The organism is Kitasatospora sp. NPDC036993 (genome assembly GCF_055607525.1).
The window spans coordinates 1-21,812 of sequence record NZ_JBVJRP010000013.1; the positions used below are offsets into that span (position 1 = coordinate 1).

At 72.8% G+C, this 21,812-nt stretch carries 15 protein-coding genes; 6 read left to right on the forward strand and 9 right to left on the reverse strand.

The window, feature by feature from the left end; translation table 11 throughout:
- Window positions 1–625 precede the first annotated feature (625 nt).
- Entirely contained in the window at window positions 626–1,102 is a 477-nt protein-coding gene (locus ACZ7C5_RS26265; protein ID WP_401088882.1) for a hypothetical protein, read from the forward strand.
- 109 nt (window positions 1,103–1,211) lie between these two features.
- Here the strand turns inward: ACZ7C5_RS26265 and ACZ7C5_RS26270 are convergent, their stop codons facing one another.
- A complete protein-coding gene (locus tag ACZ7C5_RS26270) occupies window positions 1,212–2,723 on the reverse strand; it encodes an AfsR/SARP family transcriptional regulator (protein WP_401088880.1) in 1,512 nt (503 codons plus the stop codon).
- Window positions 2,724–2,856: 133 nt separating this feature from the next.
- Between ACZ7C5_RS26270 and ACZ7C5_RS26275 the strand changes: the two genes are divergently transcribed.
- From ACZ7C5_RS26275 to ACZ7C5_RS26285, 3 genes are all read left to right on the forward strand, one after another.
- Window positions 2,857–5,775 (forward strand): AfsR/SARP family transcriptional regulator, encoded by a 2,919-nt coding sequence (locus ACZ7C5_RS26275; protein ID WP_470323583.1) that lies wholly within the window; start codon window positions 2,857–2,859, stop codon window positions 5,773–5,775.
- Window positions 5,776–5,921: 146 nt separating this feature from the next.
- On the forward strand, window positions 5,922–6,806 hold the full coding sequence (locus ACZ7C5_RS26280; protein ID WP_401088876.1) for a CAP domain-containing protein: 885 nt from the start codon (window positions 5,922–5,924) through the stop codon (window positions 6,804–6,806).
- A gap of 277 nt (window positions 6,807–7,083) precedes the next feature.
- The gene (locus tag ACZ7C5_RS26285) at window positions 7,084–7,785 is read left to right on the forward strand and encodes a hypothetical protein (protein WP_401088874.1); all 702 of its coding nucleotides are present in this window, start codon (window positions 7,084–7,086) and stop codon (window positions 7,783–7,785) included.
- Between the two features lie 70 nt (window positions 7,786–7,855).
- On the opposite strand, the gene ACZ7C5_RS26290 is transcribed toward ACZ7C5_RS26285, so the two are convergent.
- Window positions 7,856–8,506, reverse strand: coding sequence for a TetR/AcrR family transcriptional regulator (locus ACZ7C5_RS26290; protein WP_401088872.1), 651 nt, complete (start codon window positions 8,504–8,506; stop codon window positions 7,856–7,858).
- A gap of 349 nt (window positions 8,507–8,855) precedes the next feature.
- Here ACZ7C5_RS26290 and ACZ7C5_RS26295 point away from each other — a divergent pair, with 349 nt between their 5' ends.
- Window positions 8,856–9,326 (forward strand): DUF6542 domain-containing protein, encoded by a 471-nt coding sequence (locus ACZ7C5_RS26295; RefSeq protein ID WP_470323584.1) that lies wholly within the window; start codon window positions 8,856–8,858, stop codon window positions 9,324–9,326.
- Window positions 9,319–10,956 (forward strand): LCP family protein, encoded by a 1,638-nt coding sequence (locus ACZ7C5_RS26300; protein WP_401088869.1) that lies wholly within the window; start codon window positions 9,319–9,321, stop codon window positions 10,954–10,956. The genes ACZ7C5_RS26295 and ACZ7C5_RS26300 overlap by 8 nt, the downstream gene beginning before the upstream one ends.
- A gap of 99 nt (window positions 10,957–11,055) precedes the next feature.
- Here ACZ7C5_RS26300 and ACZ7C5_RS26305 read toward each other — a convergent pair whose 3' ends face one another.
- The 7 genes from ACZ7C5_RS26305 to nuoL form a co-directional block, all read right to left on the reverse strand.
- Window positions 11,056–12,120 carry a 2-oxoacid:ferredoxin oxidoreductase subunit beta gene (locus ACZ7C5_RS26305; RefSeq protein WP_470323585.1) on the reverse strand — a complete coding sequence of 355 codons (1,065 nt, stop codon included), beginning with the start codon at window positions 12,118–12,120 and terminating at the stop codon, window positions 11,056–11,058.
- Entirely contained in the window at window positions 12,117–14,114 is a 1,998-nt protein-coding gene (locus tag ACZ7C5_RS26310) for a 2-oxoacid:acceptor oxidoreductase subunit alpha (RefSeq protein ID WP_401088867.1), read from the reverse strand. Before ACZ7C5_RS26310 ends, ACZ7C5_RS26305 begins: the two co-directional genes overlap by 4 nt.
- 351 nt (window positions 14,115–14,465) lie before the next feature.
- Entirely contained in the window at window positions 14,466–15,128 is a 663-nt protein-coding gene (locus ACZ7C5_RS26315) for a response regulator (protein WP_401088866.1), read from the reverse strand.
- A gap of 122 nt (window positions 15,129–15,250) precedes the next feature.
- The gene (locus ACZ7C5_RS26320) at window positions 15,251–16,261 is read right to left on the reverse strand and encodes a polyprenyl synthetase family protein (protein ID WP_401088863.1); all 1,011 of its coding nucleotides are present in this window, start codon (window positions 16,259–16,261) and stop codon (window positions 15,251–15,253) included.
- A gap of 311 nt (window positions 16,262–16,572) precedes the next feature.
- Window positions 16,573–18,210 carry an NADH-quinone oxidoreductase subunit NuoN gene (nuoN, locus tag ACZ7C5_RS26325; RefSeq protein WP_470323586.1) on the reverse strand — a complete coding sequence of 546 codons (1,638 nt, stop codon included), beginning with the start codon at window positions 18,208–18,210 and terminating at the stop codon, window positions 16,573–16,575.
- The gene (locus tag ACZ7C5_RS26330) at window positions 18,207–19,850 is read right to left on the reverse strand and encodes an NADH-quinone oxidoreductase subunit M (RefSeq protein ID WP_470323587.1); all 1,644 of its coding nucleotides are present in this window, start codon (window positions 19,848–19,850) and stop codon (window positions 18,207–18,209) included. Before ACZ7C5_RS26330 ends, nuoN begins: the two co-directional genes overlap by 4 nt.
- Before the next feature lie 34 nt (window positions 19,851–19,884).
- The gene (gene nuoL / locus ACZ7C5_RS26335; protein ID WP_401088857.1) at window positions 19,885–21,798 is read right to left on the reverse strand and encodes an NADH-quinone oxidoreductase subunit L; all 1,914 of its coding nucleotides are present in this window, start codon (window positions 21,796–21,798) and stop codon (window positions 19,885–19,887) included.
- Window positions 21,799–21,812: the final 14 nt, after the last annotated feature.

The following is a 21,812-nucleotide window of genomic DNA, read 5'->3' on the forward strand; positions in this document are numbered from 1 at the left end:
CTGAGGCCGGGGATGTCAACATATCTGGCGTTGACTTTTGGCACGCTGTTGAGTTCTCAAGGAACGGACGCTTCCTTCGGACTGCCTTCCAGCAGGCCCTCCGGGCTTCGTTCTTTCGTGTTTCAAGCTTATCAGATGTTTTCCGCTCCGTTTCCGGGGCTTCGTTCATCCAACTCGCCGGTGTCTTCGGGGCTTTGACGCCCTGTCCGACGTTTCAAACTCTAGCCGATCCCCGCTCCGAAAAGCGAATCCGACCGCAACCCAATAAAACGTGCACGCCGAATGCGCACCAGGCCGCGACGCGAAAACGACGAAGCGACCCGGCCCGAACCGGGAGGTGGTGTTTCAGAGGATTGGCCGCCCCGGGACCGTCCGCGCAAACGCGTGTCCGGTGCTCCCTGTCAGGCGACTAGAGGACAGTACTCCTCCTCCGCTCCCAAGCCAAATGGCCCCGGGCCGCCGTCGCCCCGGCCATCGGCGGCCGGCCCGGCACCCTCACCCCGGACGCCCGTAAACGGCGGCGTTCATCGTTTGTCTACCGCCTTCTCCCAGGATCGTGCCCAACGGCGCCCCGAGGACCTCGCGGGTGCAAACGGGACGAGAGAACCACGAGGTACACGGGGACATGAAGGCAACGAAGGCACTCCGACGCACGGCCGTCGTGGCAGCGACCGCCGCACTGGCACTGACCGGGACGCTGATGGGGGCGGGCAGCGCGCAGGCCGCGTACGACCCGAACACCCACACCATCTGGGACGACGAGCCGCTCTACCAGGGCTGGCACGTCGACTCCTCGACCACCCGCCTGATCATGCAGACCGACGGCAACCTGGTCGTCTACCAGATGGGCAAGCCGGTCTGGGCCAGCAACACCAACAACTGCGGTTACAAGGCCGTCATGCAGAGCGACGGCAACCTGGTCGTCTACTCCGCCAACGGCGGCGTCTGCTGGAACCTCGGGACGTACGGCCACCCGCACGCCAAGCTGATGGTCAACGACAACGGCACCGTCGCCGTCTACTGGGGCGGTGACCGGGTGCCCCACTCCAACGACCCCCAGGCCGTGATCCTGGCCTCCGACCTGTACGCCCCGCGGCCGTAGGCCCCGTCGGAGACCCGCGCCGGGGCACAGGAGAACCAGAGCACAGGAGAACCGGGGTACAGGAGCACCGGGGCAACGAAGCCGGGCCGCCCACACGGCGGCCCGGTCGTCAGCCCCGCTCCGCGAGCCACCTGACCAGCTCGGCCACCGACCACTGTGGCCGCGCTGCCAGCCGTTCCGCCGCCGTCCGCAGCAGCGCCGGCAGGTGGCCGCAGAGCGCGGCCACCTCGGCCACCGCCTCCGGCTCCTGCCGGATCCGATCCGTGCCGACGATCCGGGCCAGCAGTTCGCGGGCGTCCTGCGGCTCCAGTGGTCCCACCACCAGCCGTACGGCGTCGCCGGGCAGGGTGCCGGGCTCCGCGCCCGCCACCACCGCGGCGCAGCCGGGCACCGACGGCAGCAGCGGCCCCGGTTCGGCCACCCCGTCGAGCAGCACCAGGACCCGCCGCCCGGCGAGCGCGGCGCGGTAGCGCGCGGACAACTCGTCGAGGCCGGCCGAGGCGTCCGCCCGCTCCCCCAGCGCCCGCAGGAAACCTGCCAGCACCGCGCCGGGGCCGCCGCCACTCGCGTACAGCTGACCGTCCGGAAAGGCGTCCTGGACGGCGTGCGCCACGTGCACCGCCAGCGCCGACGCCCCGCTGCCCGCCGGCCCGGACAACCCCAGCACCGGCGTCCCCTTTACAGGCGTCCCCTCCGCAGGCCCCTCTACGACCAGCCCCTCTTCCACAGGCGTCCCGGTGACAGCCGCCCCCGGCACCGGCGCCCCGTTCGCCCGCAGCACCCGCTGCGCCTCCCGCAGCTGCGCCGCCCGCCCGACCAGGTCCGGGATGTCCGGCGGCAGCTGGCACGGCCTCGGCAGCCGCCGCAGCAGCACCGGTGCCTCCCCGCACCTGATCTGCCCGGCCAGCTCGACCAGCGCCGGGGCGGGTTCCAGCCCGAGCTCCCCGTCCAGCCGCTCGCGCAGCGCCTCGTACACCGCCAGCGCCTCCGCCGGCCGCCCGCAGCGGTGCAGGGCCAGCAGGTGCAGCCGGTGCACCTCCTCGTCCTGCGGGTGCGCGGTCGCCAGAGCGGCCAGCGGCTCCAGCGCCTCGGCGTGCCGGCCGAGCGCCAGGTCCAGGCCCGACAGCGCCTTCACCGCCGCGAAGCGTCCTGCCGCCAGCCGCTCCCTGACCCGCTCGGCGAACGCCCCGGGCACGCCGTCCAGCGCCCGCTGCCCCTCCCAGGACCCCAGCGCCCGCGCCAGCGACTCGCGGGCCCGCGGCGGATCCTGGTGACGCAGTGCGACGGCCTCTTCCACCGCGGCCTCGTAGGTGAAGAGGTCCACCGCCGCCCGCGGCGCCTCCAGCCGGTAGCCGCCCGCCGCCCCGACCAGCAGCCCGGGCGTGCCCAGGGCACGGCGCAGGCGGTGGACGTGGGTGCCGATCTGCCCCACCGGATCCTTCGGCCAGCGGCTGTCGTCCGCGCCCCACAGGTCTTCGACCAGCCGGTCCGTGGGCACCAACTGCCCCGGCGGGATCAGCAGGGCCGCGAGCACGGCCCGCTGCTGCGGTCGCCCGAGGTCGAGCTCCCGGCCGTCGCACCGGGCCCGCAGCGGCCCAAGCAGGCTGAAAACGAGCCCCACAGCCCACCCCTCGAAAACTCTGTCCATGCACAATCAGTGACAGAGCATAGGCCGCCGGGACACGGGGGCGCCGCTATCCGGACGGAAGTGGCGGGATCCCGGCGCAGAACGACTTTCGGGGACGGGACGTGACATGGGGGAATCCGGGCTGCGGTTCGGACTGCTGGGACCGCTGCGGGCCTGGCACGGGGAGAGGGAGCTCGATCTGGGCCGGCCACAGCAGCGGGCCGTGCTCGCGGCCCTGCTGACCGCCGCCGGGCGGACGGTGGCGGTCCCGGTGCTGGTCGAGGGGGTGTGGGGCGGGGCCGCGCCGGCCGATCCGCGCAAGGCCGTCCAGCTCGCCGTCTCCCGGCTGCGCGCCGTGTTCCGGCCGTACGCCGGGGACGACCCGCAGCGGATGCCGCTGGTCCGGGTCGGCGACGGCTACGCGCTCAGACTCCCGGCGGCCGAGGTGGACACGGCCGTCTGGGAGGCGCTGCTGGCCGAGGCCGGACGGCTGCGCCGGGCGGACGCGCCGCCCCACCAGGTGCGGGAGGTACTGCGGCGCGCCCACCGGCTGTGGGTCGGCGAGGCACTGGCCGGACTGCCCGGTTCGCACGCCGAAGCCGTCCGCTCCCGCCTCACCGAGCAGCGGATCTCGGCCAAAGAGACGGAACTCGAACTGGACGCCGAACTCGGCGACCGCACCGGCCTCACCGCCGCGGCCGCCTCCCTCGCCCTGGAGCATCCCGGCCGGCCCCGGCTCACCGCCGTCCTGATGCGCGCCCTCTACCAGGCGGGGCGCAAGGCCGAGGCGCTCGCCGTCTACGAGGACGCCCGCGCCTCGCTCCCGCCGGGCGAGGAGGGCCCGGCCGCCGTCCAGCTGCGCATCCTGCGCGACGACGCCGCCCTGCTGCCCGCGAACGCCACCACGGGCCAGGCCGAACCGGCCGCCGACCCCGCAGGCTGGCAGGCGCCCGACCAACTCCCCTCCGGCCTGCCCGACTTCACCGGCCGCGCCGAGGAGGCCGAGCTCCTCGCCGACCGCCTCGCCGACGCCGGCGGACGGGCCGTCGTGGTCTCCGCCCTGGACGGCATGGGCGGCGTCGGCAAGACCACCCTCGCCGTGCACGTGGCCCGGCGGGTACGCGACCGCTTTCCCGACGGACAGCTCTTCGCCGACCTGCGCGGCGCCGACCGCACCCCGCCCGACCCGGGCACGGTGCTCGCCGGCTTCCTGCGGGACCTCGGCGTCGCCCCGGGCGAGATCCCGCCGGACACCGGCGAGCGCAGCGCGCTCTACCGCTCGGCCCTGGCCGGGCGGCGCGTCCTGGTCGTGCTCGACAACGCGGCCGGCCCCGGCCACGTCGAACCGCTGCTGCCCGGCTCACCCGGCTGCGCCGTCCTGGTCACCAGCCGCCACCGGCTGACCGGCCTCGCCGGGGCCCACCAGCTGCGGCTGGACACCCTGCCGCCCGGGCAGGCCCTGGACCTGCTCACCCGCATCGTCGGCGCCGAACGCGTCGCCGCCGAACCCGGGGCCGCCGAGGAGGTCGTCCTGGCCTGCGGACTGCTGCCGCTCGCCGTCCGCATCGTCGCCTCCCGGCTCGCCGCCGACCCCGCGCTCACCCTCGCCGCCCTCGCCGACGGGCTGCGCCACGAACACCGGCTGGCCGAACTCAGCGACGGCGAAAGGACCGTGGAGGCCAGCTTCGCGCTCTCCTACCACCGCCTCGACACCGAACTCGCCCGCGCCTTCCGGCTGCTCTCCCTGCCCGACACCCCCGACGTCCCGCTGCCCTGCGCCGCCGCCCTGCTCGACCGCACCGAGGCCGAGACCGGCGACCTGCTCGAAAGCCTCGTCGACCTCAACCTCCTGCACTCCCCCCGGTTCGGCCGGTACGGCTTCCACGACCTCGTCCGCGCCTACGCCCGCGCCCGGCTCGCCGCCGAGGACGGCGCCGCCGAACGCACCGCGGCCACCGACCGGCTGCTCGACTTCTGCCTCGCCACCGCCCGCAACGCCGACCTCGCCGCCCGCAAGGCCGACCAGGCCGAACTCAGCCTGCTCGACGCGCCCGTGCGCCACCCCGGCCGACCGATCGCCGACGGCACCGAGGCGGTCCGCTGGATGCGCGACCAGGCCGAGGTGCACGCCGCCGCCATCGCCCTGAGCTGCGCCGAACCGGCCCTGCCCCTCGACCGCGCCGCCGAACTCGCCGACCGGATGGGCTCGGTGCTCGCCGAACGCGCCCACACCACCGTCATCGCCGACCTCGCCGAACGCCTCGCCGGTGAAGCCGGAACACGCGGCGAGCACGGCCCGCTCGCCCTCGCCCGGTACCTGCGCGGCTCCATGCTCTGGCACGTCAACCGCTACGCCGAGTCGGAGCGGGAGATCCGCCGGGCCGTCGACCTCTGCACCTCGCCGGCCGGCGAACGGGTGCTCGCCAAGGCCCTGCTCACCCTCGGCGGCAACGCCCGCATCCACGGCCGCTACGCCGAGGCCGCCGAACACGCGGGCCGGGCCGCCGAGTTGTTCCGCCACCTCGGCGCCGGGCGCTCCGAGGGCAGCGCGCTCGGCGAGTTCGCGTTCAGCTGCGCCCAGACCGGCCGGCTCGACGAGGCCAGGGAGGCCGCCGAACGCGGCGCCCACCTGATGAGCGCCTCGGGACCGGTCTCCGCCGCGACCGGCCGCTACTACCTCGCCCGGGTGCTGCGGCTGTGCGGCGACCCGGAGGCCGCGCTCGCCCACGCCGCCGGCGCCCGCGAGGAGTTCACCGCCCTCCAGGTCACCGTCTTCGCCGCCGCGTCCGGGGACCTCGCCGCCCGCATCCACGCCGAGGCCGGCCGCTGGCTGCTCGCCGTCGACGCCGCCGAAGCCGTCCTCCCGCTCGCCCGCCGCACCAGCGCCGCCCTGGAGGCGGCCCTGCTGCGCACCCTCGGCACCGCGCTCACCGGCCTCGGCCGCCCGAGCCAGGCCAGGGCCTGCCTGACGGACGCCCTGGAGGTGTACGAGCGGCTGGGGCTCGCGGAGGACTCGGCGCAGGTGAGGGAGCTGCTGGCGCGGTAGCGGCGCGTTGACCGCGCGGCATCAACGACCGTACGGACTACGCGCGTTGACCACACGTCTACCCGGGTGCGGCAGCGTCTCTCCCCTCAGGCTCCGGGCCGCAGCCGCTGCGGCCCGGAGCGACATCACAGACGAGAGGCGCAACCATGCCCACGCTCGTGCGGAACGGCCAGGTGTGGACCCTCAGGTCGGCGAACGGAACGGTCGCCGACCTGAGCCCCGGCCGCCCCGACCGAGGCACCCCGATCCGGTCCCGGGAACCCAACGGCACCTCCACCCAGGGCTGGGTCTTCTGGGCCATGGAGGACAACTGGGTGCTGGAGACCCAGCTGACCCGGGGGATGTACGCCCCCGGCCAGGCCATGGTCATGCGCCACGACCGCGGCACCGGCCGGACCTCGCTGTCCGACCTGGACGGACAGCCCGACCAGCGCTGGTGCCTGGAGGTCGTCGGCGGCGACTGGCTGCGCATCCGGACGATGCGCACCGACGCGGGCAGCCTCTTCCTCACCGCGTCCCTCCCCGGCTCCCCGCTCACGCTGGCCAGGCGGGACCACACCGACCCGGCGCAGCGCTGGCGGCTCGTCCCGGCCGACCGGACCGGCGCGGGCCGGCAGCAGTCCGCGGTACGGCCATGGCCCGCCGGCGGTGACGTCCACCTCGACATGCTGACCGCCGTCAACGCCGAACGCGCCCGCTCCGGCTCGCGACCGGTCCGCCTGGGCGACCGGTTGAGCGCCGCCGCCCAGCGCCACGCCGACGACCTGGCCGCGCACGACCTCACCCAGCAGGACGGCACCGACGGCAGCACCCCATGGCGCCGGGTGCGCTCCGCCGGCTTCGCCTTCCGCTTCTCCGCCGAGAACGTCGCCCCGGCCGACGACGTGCCGGAGGCCATGGGGATGTGGATGAACGGTCCGCGGCAGCGCGAGATCGTCCTCGACCCGCGCTTCAACCACATCGGCGTCGGCTGCGCGCCCCGCCGACGCGGAACCCGGGGCCGCTACGTCCAGACCTTCGGCCAGGTCTGACCCGCGCTCCCGGCGACCCGCCGGACCCGGTTCCCCCGCCGGCGCCGGGCCCGGTCCTGCCGCCGGCACCGGGTCCCCGCCGGTCCGTGCGGGGGTGCCACCCCTCGGACTGGCGGCTGATCACGACTCGATCTCCCTTGTCACGGCCGCGCGGGGAATTCGTCACGACCCTGTCAGGGCGGCACCGTCACCATGGCTCCGGACGTTCGCGCTGCGCTATGAACGTCCCTCAGGAGGATCGCCGGCACCGGGGGTCCGCAAGTACGGGGGACCTCACGTGAAGCCCATCCGCAGCAGTCGCCGCGCCCTGGCCCTGGCCTCGATGGCCGCGGTCGGCGCGCTCACCCTGACCGCCTGCAACGACGACGCCGGGGCGGCCGACACCCCGACGACCCCGTCGGCGACCACCGCGCCCGCCGGCCAGACCGCCGCCCCGAGCACCGCGGCCATCACCCCGGCGGCCACCACCCCGGCCGCCCCGAGCGGCGGCGCTTCCGGCACGGGCGCCGCACCCGCGCCGGCCGGCAGCGCCCCGGCGGCCGGGACCACGCTGAAGCTCGGCGAGGCCGCCACCATCCCGTTCAGCTCGGGCAGCACCAAGGGCACCATCGCGCTCGCGGTCACCTCGATCGAGAAGGGCGACCCGGCCGACCTCGCCGACCTCAAGCTCGGCGACAAGGCCAAGGGCCTGGTGCCGTACTACATCCACTACAAGATCACCAACGCCGGCGGCACCGACCTGTCCTACACCAGCGTCAGCCACATGAAGGGCCTGCTGGCGGACGGCACCGAGGCGCAGGAGCTGACGGTCATCGGCTCCTTCGCCAAGTGCAAGAGCGCGTCGCTGCCCAAGGGGTTCACCAACGGCCAGTCGTCCACCTCCTGCGCGGTGGCGATGTCCCCGGAGGCCTCCAAGATCGCGGGCGCCGAGTACTGGGGCGAGCCGTACACCCTCGGCAAGGGCCTCAACTGGAAGTGATCCGCACGGCCGGGGTGGGGGGCGCGCTGCCCCCACCCCGGCGTCCGGCCCCTGTGTCCAGTCCCTCTTCTCAGTCCCGTGCCGCCGACGGCGACGCGCCGTGGAGCCGCAGGAACGCGTCCACGCCGGCCGCCGCGATCCGCCGGACCTCCTCGTCCGCCACCGGGAGCGCGCCCCAGAAGGAGCGCTCGGCGATGCCGTGGAAGGTCAGCAGCGTGAACTGTTCGGCAGCCGGCGCGGCGTCCTCGACCACGAGCAGCCCGCGCCCGGCGAGCGCCTCGAAGCGGGCCGCGAGCCCTCGCTGGGAGGCCACAGGACCGGCCTCCAGCCAGGCCTCCAGGACGTCCGCCGGAATGTTGGCCACCTCGGCCCGGATCGCCCGGCCGAGCGCACCGTGTTCCCCCGCGGACAGCACCGCGTGGGCCCGCTCGACGGCGAAGTCGGTCAGGTCCTGGCGCAGGTCCACCACCCGGTCGAGGTACTTCGCCATCAACTCGTCGATCCGCTCGGTCAGTTCCGCCGAGTTCCGCAGGGCCACCGACAGGAAGAGGGTCTCCTTGTCGGCGAAGTGGTTGTAGACCGTCCGCTTGGACACCCCGGCCTCTGCCGCGATCGCGTCCATGCTGGCCCGGACGTACCCCTCGCGCCCGAACACCACCGTCGCGGCCTGCGTGATCGCCTTGCGCTTCTCCGGACGCCCCGCTCCACTCGCCGTCGCCACGACCCTCTCCTCCTCCGCCGGCCCATCGGCCGGCCCTCGCGGAAACTACCCGGTGCAGTTTATCCGGGCCGCGGCGAACCCGGGGTTGCCGTCGAACGGGCGTGCTCTATGCTGCGTACGACTTCTACACCGCTGTAGAAGTCACACGGGAGCGCCCACCCCGATCCCGGACAGCCGGACCCTCCAGGGAACCGGCCGACCGGCACCGGCGTCCGGAACTGGCAGCGCCACGAACAGACTTCCGGACCACCCGGACGACCCGGGCGTCCGAACGCATCGGACGTACGGGGACGGTGAGCGGCGCACGCGCCACCGTGGCGCACGGAGCACGGAACACCGGGGTGAGGGCGTGACGGGGCAGCGAGGACGGTCGGCCGACCGGGTGGCACGGCGGCGCGCGGCGCGCAGACCCGCCCTCCCCGCCGGCCACGGACGCCCCCTGCCCGGCGGGCCCGCGCTGCCGGCCGCCCTCGCCCTCGGGCTGCCGCTCGCCGGCGCCGCCGCCAGCGAACTCTCCGGCTCCGGCACCGGCGGCCCGGTCTTCGCACTGGCCGCGGTGCTCGGCACCGGCCTGGCGGTGGCGCTGAGCGCCCGCAACGGCTGGTGGTGGGTGCTCGCCGCCTCGCCGCTGGTCGTCCTGGGTGCGACGGCCGCCGTCGAACTGACCGCCCACCGCGACCGCTACCAGGGCAAGGGCCTGGCCACCGGCGCCGCGAAATGGGTGGTGCACGGCTTTCCCGTGATGGCCGGAGCCGCCGCCGCGGCCGTCACCGTGATCGCGGTCCGGCTGGTCCGGGCGCGGAGGAGGCAGCATGGCTGAGCACCGGACCGACGACCGGACCGGAGATGCCGCCCCGCCGCCGGCACGCCGCCGGCCCTCCTCGCTGCTGATCGCGAGCCGGGTGCTGGCCTGCACCGTCGGTCTGGCGGTGTTCGCCGCCAGCGGGGTGGTCTGGTACGAGTACAAGCAGCTCACCGACGGGATGACCACCTCCGACGCGATCGCCCAGACCAAGAAGGACGCGCCCAAGCACCTGGACAACTCGGTCAACCTGCTGCTGATCGGCCTGGACAGCCGCAAGAACATGGACGGCACCGACCTCCCGCCCGAGTTCGTCCAGGACGAGCTGCACGCCGGCCACAGCTCCGACATCGGCGGCTACAACACCAACTCCCTGATCCTGCTGCACATCCCGGCCAACGGCGGCAAGGTGCAGGCCGTCTCGATACCCCGCGACGACTACGTCATGACCTACAGCGGCGACGGCAAGCAGGCCGGCATGCGCAAGATCAAGGAGGCGTACGGCGAGGCCAAGGACAAGGCCACGCCGGCCCTCCAGGCCAAGGGACTCAAGGGCGCCGACCTGGAGAAGGCCGGACGCGACGCCGGGCGCGCGGCCACCATCCAGACCGTGCAGAAGTTCCTCGACCAGCCCGTCGACCACATCGCCGAGGTCAACCTGATGGGCTTCTACGACATCGCCAAGGCCCTCCAGCCGATCGAGGTCTGCCTCACCCACGACACCAAGGACCCGGCCATGGAGGGCCAGGGCTCCGGTGCCGACTTCCACAAGGGCATCAACAAGCTCAACGCCTCCCAGGCGCTCTCCTTCGTCCGCCAGCGCCACAACCTCGACGGCGGCGACGGCAACGACAGCGACTTCGCCCGCACCCACCGCCAGCAGGCCTTCATCTCCTCGGTCGTGCACAACCTGAAGCAGAAGGGCGTCCTCGGCGACCTCGGCAAGATGCAGGAGCTGATGGGCGTGGTGCAGAAGGACCTCGTCATCGACAACGAGTGGAACGTCCTGGACTTCGCCCAGCAGGCCCCCAACCTCACCGGCGGCAACGCGGAGTTCCGCACCCTCCCGGTCGCCGACCTCAGGAAGGTCAACGGCCAGGACGTCAACATCGTCAGCCCGCCGCAGGTCCAGAAGATCGTCAAGCAGCTCTTCGGCTACGCCGACACCAGTCCGGCCCCGGCGCCGACCGACGAGGGCGCCACCCCGACCGCCGCGCCCGCCCAGCCGGTCGCGACCACGCCCCCGGCAGCCGCCAAGGCCGTCACCGTGGACGTCTTCAACGCCTCCTCGGCCCCCGGCGTCACCTCCGGCGCCGAGTCCAAGGCCCTGGCCGCCATGGGATTCAAGGAGGGCCGCACCGGCCCTGCGGGCACCAAGCCGAAGACCACCACCGTCACCTACGGCAAGGGCGCCAAGGAGGCGGCCGACCGGATCGCCGCCCGCTACGGCGTGACCGCCACCGAATCCGCCTCCACCGCCGCCGACCACGTCACCGTCACCCTCGGCACCGCCTTCACCGGCGTCGCCGCCGACAAGTCCGCCGCCCCCGGCCCCACCGGCACCCCGGCCGATCCGGGCACCAACGTGCCCCAGCAGGGCCCCATGGTCGACGCGGAGTCCGACGGCGGCATCCCCTGCGTCTTCTGACGCGCCACTCCCCGCGGGGCCCCGCTCAGGACCACTCGAACCACGACGGCGCCCCCTGTCCCGGCCGGGACAGGGGGCGCGGCTCGCTCCGCCGGAAGGTCAGTCGACCGTCCAGGTGTCGCCGCCGACGAGCAGCCCGGCCAGGTCGCCGGGGCCGCTCCGGTCGACGGCGGTGGCCAGCTGGTCCGCCATCAGCTCGTCGTACACCGGCCGTTGGACGCTGCGCAGCACACCGATCGGGGTGTGGTGCAGGGTGTCCGCGTCGGCGATCCTGGAGAGCGCGAAGGCGGTGGCGGGGCCGGCCGCGTGCGCGTCGTGGACCAGGACGTCGGCCTCGTTGGCCGCCGTGACCGGGGCGGTGGTCAACTCGCCGCCGGGGCCGCGGAAGACGCCGTTCGCCAGGTCGGTGCCGAACCGGATCGGCTGCCCGTGTTCGAGCCGGATCAGTGCCTCGTCCCGGCTGCCGGGATCCTTCAGCACCTCGAAGGCGCCGTCGTTGAAGATGTTGCAGTTCTGGTAGATCTCCACCAGCGCCGTGCCCCGGTGCTCGGCGGCCGCCCGCAGCACCGACTGGAGGTGCCGGCGGTCGGAGTCGATGGTGCGCGCGACGAAGGTGGCCTCGGCGCCGATCGCCAGCGACAGCGGGTTGAACGGCGCGTCCAGCGAGCCCATCGGGGTGGACTTGGTGATCTTGCCGACCTCGCTGGTGGGCGAGTACTGGCCCTTGGTGAGGCCGTAGATCCGATTGTTGAACAGCAGGATCTTCAGATTGACGTTCCGCCGCAGGGCGTGGATCAGGTGGTTGCCGCCGATCGACAGCGCGTCGCCGTCACCGGTCACCACCCAGACGCTCAGGTCCTGGCGCGCGGTGGCCAGGCCGGTCGCGATCGCCGGCGCCCGGCCGTGGATCGAGTGCACCCCGTAGGTGTTCATGTAGTACGGGAAGCGCGAGGAGCAGCCGATGCCGGAGACGAACACCGTGTTCTCGCGCCGGATGCCCAGCTCCGGCATGAAGGACTGCACCGCCGCCAGGATCGCGTAGTCCCCGCAGCCCGGGCACCAGCGCACCTCCTGGTCGGTCTTGAAGTCCCGGGCGCTCTGCGGGCCTTCGGCCTTGGGCACCAGCCGCAGGGACGGGAAGGCGTGCTCGCTTCGCTCGCTCATCGGTGGTCCTCCTCGTCCAGGGTGCCGATCGCGGCCGACAGCACGTCCGCCAACTGGGCCGCCTTGAAGGGCAGTCCGCGCACCTGGTTGTAGGACTCGGCGTCCACCAGGTACTTCGCCCGCAGCAGCAGGGCCAGCTGCCCCAGGTTCATCTCGGGCACGATGACCTTCTCGTAACTGCGCAGCACCGACCCCAGGTTGGCCGGGAACGGGTTGAGGTTGCGCAGGTGCGCCTGGGCGACCTCGCCGCCGTCCGCGCGCACCCGGCGCACCGCGGCGGTGATGGGCCCGTACGTCGAGCCCCAGCCGAGCACCAGCACCCGGGCGTCGCCGGTCGGGTCGTCCACCTCGACCGGCTTCACGGTGATGCCGTCGATCTTGGCCTGCCGGGTGCGGACCATGAAGTCGTGGTTGGCCGGGTCGTAGGAGATGTTGCCCGTGCCGTCCTGCTTCTCGATGCCGCCGATCCGGTGCTCCAGACCGGGCGTGCCGGGCACCGCCCAGGGCCTGGCCAGCGTCCGCGGATCGCGCAGGTACGGCCAGAAGGCGCCGTCCTCGCGGTTCGGCCCGGTGGCGAACCGCGGGTCGATCTCCGGCAGTTCGTCGACCGCGGGGATCCGCCAGGGCTCCGAGCCGTTGGCCAGGTAGCCGTCCGAGAGCAGGAAGACCGGGGTGCGGTAGGTGACCGCGATCCTGGCCGCCTCCAGCGCCGCGTCGAAGCACTCCGCGGGCGTGGCCGGGGCGACGATCGGCACCGGGGCCTCTCCGTTGCGGCCGAACATCGCCTGGAGCAGGTCGGCCTGCTCGGTCTTGGTCGGCAGTCCGGTGGACGGGCCGCCGCGCTGGATGTCCACGACCAGCAGCGGCAGTTCGAGCGAGACCGCCAGGCCGATCGTCTCGCTCTTGAGCGCCACGCCGGGGCCGGAGGTGGTGGTCACGCCGAGCGCCCCGCCGAAGGCCGCGCCGAGCGCCGCGCCGATGCCGGCGATCTCGTCCTCGGCCTGGAAGGTGCGGATCCCGAAGTTCTTGTGCCTGCTCAGCTCGTGCAGGATGTCCGAGGCCGGGGTGATCGGGTACGAGCCCAGGTACAGCGGCAGCCCGGAGCGCTGCCCGGCGGCGATCAGCCCGTAGGACAGCGCGAGGTTGCCGGAGATGTTGCGGTAGCGCCCGGCCGGGAGCCTGGCCGGCGGCACCTCGTAGGAGACCGCGAAGGACTCCGTGGTCTCGCCGAAGTTCCAGCCCGCCCGGAAGGCGCTGATGTTGGCCTCGGCGATCTCCGGCTTCTTCGCGAACTTGGTGCGCAGGAACGACTCCGTTCCGTGCGTGGGCCGGTGGTACATCCAGGACAGCAGGCCCAGGGCGAACATGTTCTTCGCCCGCTCGGCGTCCTTGCGGGCCAGGCCGCTGTCCTTGAGCGCCTCCAGGGTCAGCGTGGTCAGCGGCACCTTGTGCAGGTGGAAGCCGTCCAGCGAACCGTCGGTCAGCGGGTCCGCCGGGTAGTCGACCTTGGCCAGCGCGCGCTTGGTGAACTCGTCGGTGTTGACGATGATCTCGGCGCCGCGCGGCAGGTCGGGCAGGTTCGCCTTCAGCGCGGCCGGGTTCATCGCGACCAGCACGTTCGGGGCGTCGCCCGGGGTCAGGATGTCGTGGTCGGCGAAGTGCAGCTGGAAGGACGAGACGCCGGGCAGGGTGCCGGCGGGGGCCCGGATCTCGGCCGGGAAGTTCGGCAGCGTGGAGAGGTCGTTGCCGAAGGACGCCGTCTCCGAGGTGAACCGGTCACCGGTGAGCTGCATGCCGTCACCGGAGTCCCCGGCGAAGCGGATGATCACCCGATCGAGTCTGCGGATGGGCTTGCCAGGCTTCACCGGTGGGTCGCCCGGTGCGGGAGGGCCGGCGGGTACGGCCGGGCCGGGCCGTGCGTCGCCGCTCCCGGAACGGGCCTCGTCGCCGTCCGGGCCGTCCACTGCCTCTGACTGATCGACCTGACTGGTCACTGCCGCGGACCTCCTCGTGGGCACACCACCGCGGGCGCGGCCCCGTGCCCCGTCCGCCTGGTGCACCTCTCGCATCCTATGCGGGCCGACACGACTGCGGCCGGAACCACGGCAGTGAATTCACCGGCCCGCGGCTGCACCGCACATGAGCGTCAACGCCCTCCTGTGGGAGATCATTCCGGCTCCGGTGGGCGGGCGCGAGCACGTGGCCGAGATTGCGCCCCCGGTCCGCGCCCCGCGCGCCGGGGCGCGGATTCGGGAGTCGGGGCGCGGACCTCGGGAGTCGCGACGGGGGCCCCGAAAAGGCGGTCGCGGCGTCAGGGGTTTCCCGGGGTCCGCGCGAGGAATTTCTCAGGAGTTGAGGTAGGTGAGCACGGCCAGCACCCGGCGGTGGTCCTCCGAGCTCTGGGCGAGCCCGAGCTTGAGGAAGATGTTGCTGACGTGCTTCTCCACCGCGCCGTCGGAGACCACCAGCTGCCTGGCCACCGCGGCGTTGGTGCGGCCCTCCGCCATCAGTCCGAGCACCTCGCGCTCGCGCGGCGTGAGATTGGCCAGAACGTCGCCCTTGCGGCTGCGGCTGAGGAGCTGCTGCACCACCTCGGGGTCCAGCGCGGTGCCGCCCTCGGCGACCCGGACCACCGCGTCGGCGAACTCGCGCACCTCGGCGACCCGGTCCTTCAGCAGGTAGCCGACGCCCCGGGTGGACCCGGCCAGCAGCTCCGAGGCGTAGCGCTCCTCCACGAACTGCGACAGCACCAGCACGCCCAGCTGCGGGTAGCGGCCGCGCAGCTCGACGCAGGCGCGCAGGCCCTCGTCGGTGTGGGTCGGGGGCATCCGCACGTCGGAGACCACGACGTCCGGCAGCCGGTCCGCCGCGGCCAGGTCGTGGATGGTCTTCACCAGGGCCTCGCCGTCCCCGACTCCCGCGACGACCTCCAGGCCGCGGTCGGTGAGCAGCCGGGTCAGTCCCTCCCTCAGCAGTACGGAGTCCTCGGCTATGACGACGCGACGCATGGCGACCTTCCCGCAGGCGTGTGCTGACGGGAGCCAGTCTCCCCCATCCGGGGGCGTGGCGCGGGCCCGGGCCCGGACGTACCGGAACCGGGCCCGAAGGGGCGGGAACGACCCCGCCCGACTCACATGGTGCGGATCGCCACCGCGTCGCAGAGGCCCTCCAGGGCCGCCTTCGCCGGGCAGGCCGGCAGCGGGGCGAGCAGCGCCCTGGCCTCCTCGGCCCGGCGCAGGGTCTCGGCGCGGGCGCGCTCCAGCGCGGGGTGGGCGCGCAGCAGTCGCAGCGCCTCGGCGTGCGGGCCGTCGTCGGAGAGGTCCTGGTCGAGCAGTTCGCGCAGCCGGGTGTCGTCCGGGTCGGACGGGTCGGCGGGCATCTGCCGCAGCAGCAGGGTGGGCAGGGTCGGCACGCCCTCGCGCAGGTCGGTGCCGGGGGTCTTGCCGGACTCGTGGCCGTCGCTGGCGATGTCGAGCACGTCGTCGGCCAGCTGGAAGGCGATGCCGATCCGCTCGCCGAACTCGCCGAGGGTCTCCACCAGCTCGCGCTCGGCACCGGCCATCAGCGCTCCTATCCGGCAGGAGACGGCGATCAGCGAGCCGGTCTTGCCCTCCAGGACGTCCAGGTAGTGCAGCAGCGGGTCCATGTCCTGGCCGGGGCCGCGGGTCTCCAGGATCTGACCGGTGACCAGCCGCTCGAAGGCCTCGGCCTGCATCCGCACGGCCTCGGGGCCGAGGTCGGCGAGCACCTGGGAGGCACGGGAGAACAGGAAGTCGCCGGTGAGGATGGCGACCGAGTTGTCCCAGCGGGAGTTGGCGCTCGGGGCGCCGCGGCGCACCGGCGCCTCGTCCATGACGTCGTCGTGGTACAGCGTGGCCAGGTGGGTCAGCTCGACGACCACGGCCGCGGGCACCACGCCGGGCGCCCCCGGGTCGCCGAACTGGGCGGCCAGCAGCAGGAGCAGCGGGCGGAAGCGCTTGCCGCCGGCTTCGAGGAGGTGGCTGGCGGTGACGGTGATGAACGGGACGTCGCTCTTGACGGCCTCGCCGAGCGCCGCCTCCACCGCGTCCAGTCCGGCCTGGACGTCCCGGGTCAGGTCGCGGTCCTGCACGCTGAGCCCGAAGGGTTCCACGACGGTCACGAAGACCACTCCTCTGTCCCTGGTCGATCTAGCGGCCTGGTCCCTGAGTGCCGCCGCTGGCCATACAGGCAGGGTATCCGGTCGCGAGTGGATCACTGCACGGGCGTGCGGATCCTGTCATGATCGGGCTTGATGCCCTGGTCAGGGCGGCTGCGCGGGCCGGACGGCGGTGGGGGCGAATTCGGCTGGAAATAAAGGCGGGAGGGCCTCGGAACGCCTCCGGCCCCGGTTCCCGACAAAGAGCCGTCCGGGCCGCGCGGACGGGGCGCGGCCCGGACGGGGCCCTGGTCGGGAACGGCGGACGAACAAGGTCAGCGCACGAACAGCGAGGCCTTCGAGGCGAGGTCGAGGAAGTACTGCGGCAGCAGTCCGAGCCCCAGGGTGACCAGCACTCCCACCCCGATCGCGGTCGCCGTGAAGGCGCTCGGGATCGCCACCGTGGGACCGCCCGGCTGCGGGTCCGAGAAGAACATCAGCACGATGACCCGGATGTAGAAGAAGGCGGCCACCGCCGAACTCAGCACACCGACGACCACCAGCGGGGTTGCCCCACCGCTGGCCGCGGCCTGGAAGACCGCGAACTTCCCGGTGAAACCGGAGGTCAGCGGAATCCCGGCGAAGGCCAGCAGGAACAGCGCGAACACCGCCGCCAGCAGCGGCGAGCGCCGCCCGAGCCCGGCCCAGCTGGACAGGTGGGTCGCCTCGCCCTTGGAGTCGCGCACCAGGGTGACCACGGCGAACGCGCCGAGCGTCACGAAGGAGTACGCCAGCAGGTAGAACAGCACCGAGGAGATGCCCTGCTTGTTGACGGCGATCACGCCGGTCAGGATGAACCCGGCGTGCGCGATCGAGGAGTACGCCAGCAGGCGCTTGACGTCCTGCTGGGTCACCGCGAGCACCGCGCCCACCACCATGGTGAGGATCGCCACGCCCCACATCACCGGCCGCCAGTCCAGCCGCAGGGCGGGGAAGGCCACGTAGAACAGCCGCAGGAAGGCGCCGAAGGCCGCGACCTTGGTGGCCGCCGCCATGAAGCCGGTCACCGGGGTCGGCGCGCCCTGGTAGACGTCCGGAGTCCAGGAGTGGAAGGGCACCGCGGCGACCTTGAACAGCAGGCCGACCGCCAGCAGCGCCAGACCGGTCAGCACCAGCGCGTCGCTCTGGGTGGTGCTCAGCTGCGCGGGGGTGGTCATCGCCTTGCCGGAGATGACGTCCCCGATGTCGCCGAGCCGCACGCTGCCCGCGTAGCCGTACAGCAGCGCGGTGCCGAACAGGAAGAACGCCGAGGCGAAGGCGCCGAGCAGGAAGTACTTGAGCGCCGCCTCCTGGGAGAGCAGCCGGCGGCGCCGGGCCAGCGCGCACAGCAGGTACAGCGGCAGCGAGAAGACCTCCAGCGCCACGAACATGGTCAGCAGGTCGTTGGCGGCGGGGAACAGCAGCATGCCGCCGACCGCGAACATGGTGAGCGGGAAGACCTCGGTGGTGGCGAAGCCGGCCCGGACCGCCGCCCGCTCCTGCTCGCCGCCGGGGGTGGCGGCGGCCTGGGCGGCGAAGGCGTCGGCGGGCAGGCCGCCCGCCTTGGGCTCCAGCCTCCGCTCGGCGTAGGTGAGAACCGCGACCACGGAGGCCAGCAGGATCACGCCCTGGAGGAACAGCGCGGGGCCGTCCATCGCGACCGCTTCCATGGCCAGCAGGTCGACCCGGGTGAAGCCGTCGCTCTGCACGGCCAGCACCACCACCGCCACGAAGGCGCCGGCCAGCCCGGTCAGGGCGAGCGTCACCTGGGTCCAGTGCCGGTACCGGCGGGGCACGAAGGCCTCCACCAGGATGCCGGCCACTGCGACGCCGAACACCACGAGCATCGGGGAGAGTCGGCCGTACTCGATGTGCGGCGCCGGGATGCTGGGGGTGTTGCCGCCGACGGCGGCGAGCACTGCGGTCGCGCTCACTTCTGCTCACCTCCTGAGGTGGCGGCGACCGGGTGGGCCGGCGCCGGGTCGGTCTCGTGCACCTGCGAGAGCGTCGCGTTCACCGAGGGATTGACCAGGTCGGTGAGCGGCTTGGGGTAGACGCCGAGCAGGATGGTCAGCGCCACCAGCGGGGCGACCACGGCGAGTTCGCGGGCCTTGAGGTCGGGAATCGAACGCACCCCCTCCTTCACCGGGCCGGTCATGGTGCGCTGGTACAGCAGCAGGGCGTACAGGGCGGCCAGCACGATGCCGGAGGTGGCCGCGATGCCGATCACCGGGTACCGGGTGAAGGTGCCCACCAGCACCAGGAACTCGCTGACGAACGGGGCGAGCCCGGGCAGCGACAGGGTGGCCAGGCTGCCGATCAGGAACGTCCCGGCGAGCACCGGGGCGACCTTCTGCACGCCGCCGTAGTCGGCGATCAGCCGCGAGCCGCGGCGGGAGATCAGGAAGCCGGCCACCAGCATCCACGCCGCCGTGGACAGCCCGTGGTTGACCATGTACAGGGTGGCACCGCTCTGGCCCTGGCTGGTCAGGGCGAAGACGCCCATGATGATGAAGCCGAAGTGCGAGATCGAGGCGTACGCCACCAGGCGCTTGATGTCCTTCTGGCCGATCGCCAGCAGCGCGCCGTAGACGATCCCGATCAGCGCCAGGACCAGGATCGCCGGGGCGAAGGTCTTCGAGGCGTCCGGGAACAGCCCGAGGCAGAAGCGCAGCATCGCGAAGGTGCCGACCTTGTCCACCACCGCGGTGATCAGCACGGCGGTGCCGGCGGTGGACTCCCCCATCGCGTTCGGCAGCCAGGTGTGCAGCGGCCACAGCGGGGCCTTCACCGCGAAGGCGAAGAAGAAGCCCAGGAACAGCGCCTTCTCGGCGGCGCCGGACAGTTGGAGCCGGCCGTCCGCGATCGCCGAGGTGAGGGTCGACAGGTCGAAGGTGGCGAAGCCCTGCTCCTGCGCGATCACGTACAGGCCGATCACGGCGGCCAGCATCACCAGGCCGCCGAGCAGGTTGTAGAGGAGGAACTTCACGGCCGCGTAGGAGCGCTGGCGCGCCGACTCGGGGCCGCCGGCCCGGTCGCCGAAGCCGCCGATCAGGAAGTACATCGGGATCAGCATGGCTTCGAAGAACACGTAGAACACGAAGACGTCGGTGGCGTAGAAGGAGACGACCACCATCGCCTCCACCGCCAGGATCAGGGCGAAGAAGGCCTGGGTGCGGCGGCTGTTCTCGAAGGTGCCGTCCGGCCCGGCCTGGCTGGGCGCCCCTCCCCCGGCGGCGGGCGGGTCGGCGTCGTGCCAGGAGGCGAGGATCACCATCGGCACCAGCACCGCGGTGAGCAGGGCGAGCACCGCGCCGATGCCGTCCACGCCGAGCGAGAAGGTGATGCCGAAGGACCGGATCCAGCTGTACGACTCGTTCAGCTGGAAGCGGGCGCCGTGCGGGTCGAACCTGGCCGCCACCACGGCGGCCAGCACCAGGGTGACGCCCGAGGCGCCCAGCGCGACGACCTTGGTGGTCCTGCGCCGGCTCTCGGAGGACCCGGCGGGCAGGGCGGCGGTCAGCACCGCGCCGACCGCGGGGACGGCGCAGGTGGCGGTCAGAAGAGCACCCATGGCCTGACCTCCCAACGCATATCAGGACGAGTCATCAGACGGACCTCATCAGGAGAGTCATGGCGACCAGCACCAGCGTGCCGCCGAACATGGAGAGCGCGTACGAACGGACGAAGCCGGTCTGGACCCGCCGCAGCCGGCCGGACAGGCCGCCGATCGCGGCGGCCAGGCCGTTGACCACGCCGTCCAGGCCGCGGCTGTCGAAGAACACCAGCGTCGCGGTGAGCGCCGACCCCGGCCGCACCAGCACCGCGTGGTTGAAGTCGTCCTGGAGCAGGTCGCGGCGGGCGGCCCGGGTGAGCGGGGAGCCCACCGGCGGCACCACGGGAACCGGCGAGCGCCCGTACATCAGGTACGCCAGGCCGACGCCGGCCAGCATGCAGCCCGTGGTCAGCAGGGTGACGGTCAGCGGGGCGAGCGGGGAGTTGCCCTCCTCGTGCCCGGTGACCGGCTCCAGCCACTTCAGGAAGGAGTCGTTGAAGGCGAACAGCCCGCCCGCGAAGACCGAGCCGACGGCCAGCAGGACCATCGGGATCGTCATGGTCCTCGGCGACTCGTGCGGGTACGGGGTGTTGCCCTGGGCGTCGGACTGCCAGCGCTTCTCACCGAAGAAGGTCAGCACCATCACCCGGGTCATGTAGAACGCGGTGACCGCCGCGCCGACCAGCGCGCACATGCCCAGGATCCAGCCCTCGGTGCCGCCCTTGGCGAAGGCCGCCTCGATGATCTTGTCCTTGGAGAAGAAGCCGGACAGGCCGGGGAAGCCGATGATCGCCAGGTAGCCGAGGCCGAAGGTGACGAAGGTGACCGGCATGTACCTGCGCAGGCCGCCGTAGTGACGCATGTTCACCTCGTCGTTCATGCCGTGCATGACCGACCCGGCGCCGAGGAACAGCCCGGCCTTGAAGAAGCCGTGGGTCACCAGGTGCATGATCGCGAAGGCGTAGCCGATCGGGCCGAGCCCGGCCGCCAGCACCATGTAGCCGATCTGCGACATGGTCGAGCCGGCCAGCGCCTTCTTGATGTCGTCCTTGGCGCAACCGACGATCGCACCGAACAGCAGCGTGACCGCGCCGACCACCACCACGGCGGTCTGCGCGTCCGGCGCCAGGTCGAAGACCGCGGCGGAGCGGGTGATCAGGTAGACGCCCGCCGTCACCATGGTGGCCGCGTGGATCAGCGCCGACACCGGGGTCGGGCCCTCCATCGCGTCCCCGAGCCAGGACTGCAACGGCACCTGCGCCGACTTGCCGCAGGCCGCCAGCAGCAGCATCAGGCCGATCGCGGTCAGCTTGCCCTCGCTCGCCTGCGCCACCGCCCCGGCCGTGCCGTCCGAGCCGAGGACCGGCCCGAAGGCGAAGGAGCCGAACTCGGCGAACATCAGCATGATCGCGATGGACAGGCCCAGGTCGCCGACCCGGTTGACGAGGAAGGCCTTCTTCGCCGCCGTCGCCGCGCTCGGCTTGTGCTGCCAGAAGCCGATCAGGAGGTACGAGGCCAGGCCCACGCCCTCCCAGCCGAAGTACAGCAGCAGGTAGTTGTCCGCGACCACCAGCAGCAGCATGGCGGCCAGGAACAGGTTCAGGTACGCGAAGAACCGGCGCCGGCGCTCGTCGTGCGCCATGTAGCCGACCGAGTAGAGGTGGATCAGCGTGCCGACGCCGGTGATCAGCAGGACGAAGGTCATCGACAGCTGGTCGAGCCGGAACGCGACGTCGGCCTGGAAGCCGTTCACCGGGATCCAGCTGAACAGGCGCGTGGTGACCGCCCGGTGCTCGGCCTCGCGGCCGAGCATGCCGGAGAACAGGACCAGGCCGAAGCCGAACGAGAGCGCCGCGAGGGCGGTGGCCAGCCAGTGGCCGAACCGGTCCAGCGCCCGGCCGCCGAGCAGCAGCAGGGCGGCGCCGGCCAGTGGAGCCGCCACCAGCAGCGGAATGAGAGAGTTCACCGAGGGCCCTCCGC

What these genes read in the sequence shown, in the direction of transcription:
- ACZ7C5_RS26265 (WP_401088882.1), top strand. Translation starts at nt 626, where the DNA reads ATGAAGGCAACGAAGGCACTCCGACGCACGGCCGTCGTGGCAGCGACC.
- ACZ7C5_RS26275 (WP_470323583.1), top strand. Translation starts at nt 2,857, where the DNA reads ATGGGGGAATCCGGGCTGCGGTTCGGACTGCTGGGACCGCTGCGGGCC.
- ACZ7C5_RS26280 (WP_401088876.1), top strand. Translation starts at nt 5,922, where the DNA reads ATGCCCACGCTCGTGCGGAACGGCCAGGTGTGGACCCTCAGGTCGGCG.
- ACZ7C5_RS26300 (WP_401088869.1), top strand. Translation starts at nt 9,319, where the DNA reads ATGGCTGAGCACCGGACCGACGACCGGACCGGAGATGCCGCCCCGCCG.
- ACZ7C5_RS26305 (WP_470323585.1), bottom strand. Translation starts at nt 12,120, where the DNA reads ATGAGCGAGCGAAGCGAGCACGCCTTCCCGTCCCTGCGGCTGGTGCCC.
- ACZ7C5_RS26315 (WP_401088866.1), bottom strand. Translation starts at nt 15,128, where the DNA reads ATGCGTCGCGTCGTCATAGCCGAGGACTCCGTACTGCTGAGGGAGGGA.
- ACZ7C5_RS26330 (WP_470323587.1), bottom strand. Translation starts at nt 19,850, where the DNA reads ATGGGTGCTCTTCTGACCGCCACCTGCGCCGTCCCCGCGGTCGGCGCG.